This window comes from Streptomyces litmocidini, assembly GCF_014649755.1.
Classification (GTDB): domain Bacteria; phylum Actinomycetota; class Actinomycetes; order Streptomycetales; family Streptomycetaceae; genus Streptomyces; species Streptomyces litmocidini.
Map to the genome: position 1 here is coordinate 1 of NZ_BMTQ01000042.1, position 6,791 is coordinate 6,791.

Annotated in this window: 2 protein-coding genes; both read left to right on the forward strand. The window is 75.7% G+C overall.

The window, feature by feature from the left end:
- Positions 1-5,139: type I polyketide synthase (locus IE180_RS35590; protein WP_229861250.1), on the forward strand; the 5,139-nt coding region annotated here is incomplete at its 5' end.
- Between the two features lie 132 nt (positions 5,140-5,271).
- On the forward strand, positions 5,272-6,791 hold a 1,520-nt coding region (locus tag IE180_RS35595; RefSeq protein WP_373302859.1), incomplete at its 3' end, for a type I polyketide synthase.

Below are 6,791 nucleotides of genomic sequence, written 5' to 3' on the forward strand. Positions count from 1 at the left end.
GCCGGCGTCTCCTCCTTCGGCATCAGCGGCACCAACGCCCACGTCATCCTCGCCGAAGCCCCCGCCGAGCCCGCCACACCCGACGCCGCGAACGGAGACGGGGACGGGGACGACAACCCGCTGTGGGTGCTGTCCGGACGTACCGAGCCGGCGCTGCGCGCCCAGGCCGGCGCGCTCGTCGACGCCCTCGACGGACTCGACGGGGTGTCCTCCCGCGACCTCGGCCGCGCCCTGGCCACGACCCGTACCGCCCTCGACCACCGCGCGGCCGTCACCGCCGAGGACCACGCGGAGGCCGTCGCGGCACTGGCCGCGCTCGGTCGCGGCGAGCCGCACTCCGCACTGGCCGTCGGCACGGCGCGCACCGACGACGGTCTCGCCTACCTCTTCACCGGTCAGGGCAGCCAGCGCGTCGGCATGGGAAGCGAGCTGTACGAGTCCGAGCCGGTCTTCGCCACCGCCCTCGACGCGGTGTGCGCCGAACTCGACGCCTGCCGTGCCTCCGTGCCCGGCACGCCGCCGATCCGCGACGTGATGTTCCACGACGCCGAGGCGCTCGACCGCACCGAGAACACCCAGTGCGCCCTCTTCGCCCTCCAGGTCGCGCTGTTCCGGCTCCTGGAGCACCGGGGCCTGACCCCCGACGCCGTGCTCGGCCACTCCATCGGCGAGTTCGCCGCCGCTCACGTCGCCGGGATCCTCACCCTGTCCGACGCCTGCGCCCTGGTCACCGCGCGCGGCCGGCTCATGCAGGCCCTGCCGTCCGGCGGCGCGATGACGGCCGTCCAGGCCTCGCAGGACGAGGTCGCCGCCCTCCTGGAGGGCCGCGGGCACGAGGTGAGCGTCGCCGCCGTCAACGGTCCCCTGGCAGTCGTCGTCTCCGGCGACGTCGAGGCCGTCGAAGAGGTCGCCGCCGCGTTCGCCGCCGCCGGCCGCAAGACGCGCCGGCTCGTCGTCAGCCACGCCTTCCACTCCCACCGCATGGACGGGATGCTCGACGCGTTCGCCGCCGTCACGTCCACGGTGCGGTACGCGGAGCCGCGCGTCCCCATGGTGTCCACGGTCACCGGTGAGCCCGTCGAGGTCACCGCCGACTACTGGGTGCGGCAGGTGCGCCGGGAAGTACGGATGTCCGACGGCCTCGCCGCGCTCCACGGGCTCGGGATGCGGACCTTCCTCGAACTCGGTCCGGACGGTGTGCTGTCGGCCCTGGGACAGGACTGCCTGGACGACGAGGCGCTCGCGTTCGTGCCGGTGCTGCGCCGCGGCCGGTCCGAGCGCCGCACCCTGGCGTCCGCGCTCGGCACCCTGCACGTCCGCGGCCGGAGCCCGGACTGGCAGGCCGTGTTCGGCCCGGGACGGACGCCCGCCCTGCCCACGTACGCCTTCCAGCGGGAGCGGTACTGGCTGACCGCGCACGGCACCGAAGGGCCGGCCGGGCACCCGCTGCTCGGCCCCGCCGTCGAGCTCGCCGAGTCCGGGCAGACCGTCCTGACCGCCCGCCTCGGCCGCCGCACCCACCCCTGGCTCGCCGACCACGCCGTCCTCGGCTCGGTCCTGCTGCCCGGCACCGCCTTCCTCGAACTCGCCGCCCGCGCGGGCTCCCTGGCCGGGACGCCCCGGGTCGCCGAACTCACCCTCGTCGCCCCCCTGGTCCTCCCCGACGAGGGCCGCACCGAGGTGCAGGTCGTCGTCGCCGCGCCCGGCGACGACGGGCAGCGGACGGTGACCGTGCACGCCCGCACGGAGACGCCGGACGGCGCCGTCGAGCCGTGGACCCTGCACGCCACCGGTGCGCTCGCCCCGCACGACGGGGCCGCCGCGTCCGCAGCGGCCCGGCCCGCCGGCGAGGGCGCACCGCTGCCCGTCGACGGCTGCTACGACGAACTGGCCTCCTCCGGATACGCCTACGGCCCGGTCTTCCAGGGGCTGCGCGCCGCGTGGCGGCACGGCACCGACCTGGTCGCCGAGGTCGCCCTGCCGGCCTCCGTCACCGACGCCGCCTCCTACGGGCTGCATCCGGCGCTGCTCGACGCGGCCCTGCACCCGATCGTCATGACCGCCCTCGACGAGGGCGGGCGCCGGCTGCTGCCCTTCTCCTGGCGCGGCGTGAGCATCCACCAGCCCGGCGTCCGCGCCGGCCGCGTGCTGATCCACGGCACCGGACCGGACGCGGTGTCCCTGACCCTGCTCGACGAGGCCCACGCGGTCGTCGCCGAGGTCGAGGAGCTCGTCCTGCGCCCGGTGAGCGAGGACGTGGCCGTGCCGCGCTCGCTCCACCGCCTGGACTGGAAGCCGGCCACGGCGGAGCCGGAGCCGTCCCCGCGCGCCGTCTCGCTCGGCTCCGCCGACCTGGGCGTCGGTCCCCGGTACGCCGATCTCACGGCCCTCGGCGAGGCCGTCGACGCGGGGCTGCTCGCCCCCTCGGTGGTCCTCGCGGAGCTCGAGGAGCACGCGGACGGCACCAGGCCCGCCGTGCACCGCGCGCTCGCCCTGCTCCAGGCGTGGCTGGCCGAGGACCGGCTCGCCGACTCCCGCCTGGTGCTCGTCACCCGGGGGGCCGTGGCCACGGCGCCGGGCGCCGACGCGGACCCCGGCCTTGCGGCCGCATGGGGTCTGGCGCGCTCGGCGCAGACCGAGAACCCCGGACGGGTCGGCCTCCTGGACGTGGAGACGGCGGAGGACTGCCGTACGGCACTTCCGCTGCTCGGCGCCGAGCCCCAGCTCGCCGTACGGGACGGGGCCCCGCTCGTGCCCCGGATCGGCCCGGCGACGGCCGGCGGCACCCTGGTCCCCCCGGCCGGGACGGCCGCCTGGCGGATGGTGGTGCGCGAGCGCGGAACCCTGGACCACCTGGCCCTCGATCCCTTCCCCGAGGCCCTGGCCCCGCTGGGCGACGGCGAGGTCCGGATCTCCGTGCGCGCCGCCGGCGTCAACTTCCGCGACGTCCTGGGCACGCTGGGCCTCTACCCCGGCGACCCCGGCCCGCTCGGTCTCGAAGGGGCCGGTGTGATCACCGAGGTCGGGCCCGGCGTCACCGGTCTCGCCGTCGGCGACCGGGTCATGGGCCTGCTCTCCGGGGCGTTCGGGCCGACGGCCGTCGCCGACCACCGGCTGGTCGCCGTCATGCCCACCGACTGGACGTACGCCCAGGCGGCGTCGGCGCCCATCGTGTTCCTCACCGCCTACCACGCCCTGGTCGACCTCGCCGGCCTGACCGCGGGCGAGCGCGTCCTGGTCCACGCGGCCGCGGGCGGTGTCGGAATGGCCGCCGTCCAGCTGGCCCGGCACCTGGGTGCCGAGGTCTACGGCACGGCGGGCCCCGGCAAGTGGGACGCCCTGCGCGACCTGGGCCTGGAGGGGACGCACCTGGCGTCGTCCCGCACCCTGGACTTCGCGACCGCGTTCGGCGCGGCCACCGGGGGCCTGGGCGTGGACGTCGTGCTGAACTCCCTCGCCGGCGAGTTCGTGGACGCGTCCCTGGGGCTGCTGCCGCGCGGCGGCCGCTTCGTGGAGATGGGCAAGACCGATCTGCGCGACCCGGCGCTGATCGCGGCCGGGCACCCGGGGGTGGACTACCGCTTCTTCGACCTGCTCCAGGAGCCGGCCGAGCGGATCGGCGAGATGCTCACGGCGGTCATGGGCCTGCTGTCGTCGGGGGCCCTGAGGCCGCTGCCGGTGAGCACCTGGGACGTCCGCCGGGCGCCGGAGGCCTTCCGGTACGTCAGCCAGGCACGCCACGTCGGCAAGGTCGTCCTCACCCTGCCCGCCGCCCTCGACCCGGAGGGCACGGTCCTGGTCACCGGCGCCACCGGTGCCCTCGGCGGACTGGTCGCACGGCACCTGGTCACCGAACACGGCGCCCGCCGTCTGCTGCTGGTCAGCCGTCGCGGCGCGGACGCCCCCGGGGCGGAGGAACTCGCCGCCGAGCTCACCGGTCTGGGCGCCGAGGTCTCTCTCGCGGCCTGTGACACCGCCGACCGCGACGCGCTCGCGAAGCTGCTGACCGGCGTACGGCTCACCGCCGTCGTCCACGCCGCGGGCGTGCTCGACGACGGCGTGGTCACGGCGCTCACCCCCGAGCGCCTCGACACCGTGCTCGCCGCCAAGGCCACCGCGGCCCGGAACCTCCACGAGCTGACCGCCGACCAGGACCTCGCGGCCTTCGTCCTCTTCTCCTCCGTCATGGGCGTCATCGGCGGCGCCGGCCAGGGCAACTACGCCGCGGCCAACGCCTACTTGGACGCCCTGGCCCAGCACCGCGCGGCACGGGGACTCCCGGCGCGGTCCCTGGCCTGGGGCATGTGGGCGGACACCGCGGGAAGGCCGGGCGCCGCCGGAATGGCCGGCACCCTCTCCGAGGCCGACCGGGTGCGGATCGCCCGGACCGGTCTCGCGCCCATCGACCGGGTCGAGGGACTGGCCCTGCTCGACGCGGCACTGCGCGTGGACTCCCCCGCGCTCGTGCCCGCGCCGATCGACAGGACCGCGCTCGGCGCCCTCGGCGACCGGCTGCCCACCGTGCTGCGGGACCTGGCCCCGGCCGCCCCGCGACCGGCCCAGGCCTCTCCGACCGCGGCCGCGCCCCGGGCCACCGAGCCCCTGCGCGACCGGCTCGCCGCACTGAGCCCGGCCGAACGGGAGGAACTGCTCCTCGACCTCGTCCGGGTGCAGACCGCCGCCGTGCTCGGCCGGTCCTCCGCCGCCGGCATCCCCGCCGACCGGCCCTTCAAGGACATGGGCTGCGACTCGCTCACCCTCGTGGAACTCCGCAACAGGCTGCAGACCGCCGCCGGTCTGCGACTGCCCGCCACCTTCCTCTTCAACTGCCCGACGCCTCTGGCGGTCGTGGCCCACCTCCACACCGAACTCGCCCCGGCCGAAGCGGAATCCGCAGGGGACTCCGCCGGCTCGACGTCCGCCCCCGGCCTGGCCGAACTCGACCGGCTGGAGGCGGCGCTCGTCGAGCTGCCGGACGACACCCGGGACGACGTCCGGGCCGAGATCGTCCAGCGGCTCCAGGCACTGGCGGCCCGGATCCCCGCCCAGCGGACCCGGGCCGACGAGGACGATCTGTCCGCACGGGTCCAGTCGGCCTCGGTCGACGAGCTCCTCGCGTTCATCGACTCCGAACTCTGATCCCGCGTCCGCGACGCCGGACCCTCGCTCTGCTCATCCTGTTCGACGCGCGCGGCGTGCTCCGGCACGCCGCCCGGGCAGCGCTGCCCGCACCGCGCGCACGTACGGCTCCACAACGCCTACGGGGGCATCATCACCATGACAACACCGGACAACGACAAACTCGTCGAGTACCTCAAGCGCCTCACCGTCGACCTCCACCAGTCCCGTCAGCGGGTCCGTGAACTGGAGGCGGGCACCAACGACCCGATCGTGATCGTCGGCATGGGGTGCCGCTACCCGGGCGGGGTGGACTCGCCCGAGGCGCTGTGGCGGGTCGTCGCCGAACAGCGCGACGTCATCTCGGGGCTGCCGACCGACCGGGGCTGGGACCTCGACGGCCTCTACCACCCCGACCCGGACCACGCCGGCACCTCCTACGTGCGCGACGGCGGTTTCCTGGACGGGGCCGCCGAGTTCGATCCCGCGTTCTTCGGGATCTCGCCGCGCGAGGCGCTGGCGATGGACCCGCAGCAGCGACTCCTCCTCGAAGTGTCGTGGGAGGCCCTGGAGCGGGCCGGCATCACGCCCGGCTCGCTGCACGGCACGTCGACGGGCGTGTTCCTCGGAGCCATCGCCCAGGAGTACGGCCCCCGCCTCGGCGAGGCGGGCGCGGGCGGCACCGGTTTCGGTCTGACGGGCACGACGTCGAGCGTGGCCTCGGGCCGCGTCGCCTACACGCTCGGTCTTCAGGGCCCGGCCCTGACGGTCGACACGGCGTGCTCCTCGTCGCTGGTCGCCCTGCACCTGGCGGTCAACGCCCTGCGGTCGGGCGAGTGCTCGCTGGCGCTCGCCGGCGGTGTGACGGTCATGTCGACGCCGGGCATCTTCGTGGAGTTCTCCCAGCAGAAGGGCCTCGCGCCGGACGGGCGGTGCAAGTCGTTCTCGGCGGACGCGGACGGCACCGCCTGGGCCGAGGGCGTCGGCGTCCTCGTCGTCGAGCGCCTCTCCGACGCCCGCCGCCTGGGCCACAACATCCTGGCCGTCGTGGCCGGTTCGGCCGTCAACCAGGACGGCGCCTCCAACGGCCTCACCGCCCCCAGCGGCCCGGCGCAGGAGCGCGTGATCCGCGCGGCCGTCCAGGACGCCGGGGTGCCCTTCTCCGGCGTGGACGCGGTCGAGGCGCACGGCACGGGCACCGTCCTCGGCGACCCCATCGAGGCCCAGGCGCTCCTCGCCACGTACGGCAAGGAGCGCGAGGACCGGCCTTTGATGCTGGGCTCCCTGAAGTCGAACCTGGGGCACTCCCAGGCGGCGGCGGGTGTCGGTGGCGTCATCAAGATGGTCATGGCGATGCGCCACGGCGAACTCCCCGCCTCCCTCAACGTCAGCAAGCCCAGCGAGCTCGTGGACTGGGCCGGCGGCGGCGTCGAGGTCCTCACCGAACCCCGTCCCTGGCCCGCCGAAGAAGGCAGGGTCCGCCGCGCCGGCGTCTCCTCCTTCGGCATCAGCGGCACCAACGCCCACGTCGTCCTGGCGGAAGCACCCACCGAGCAGCCCGCGGACGACACGGCTCCGGACGACGCGGCCGGCCTGGACGGCGCGGGCCTGCCGTGGCTGGTGTCGGCACGTTCGTCCGAGGCGCTGGCCGAGGCCGCCGAGCGGCTGGCCGC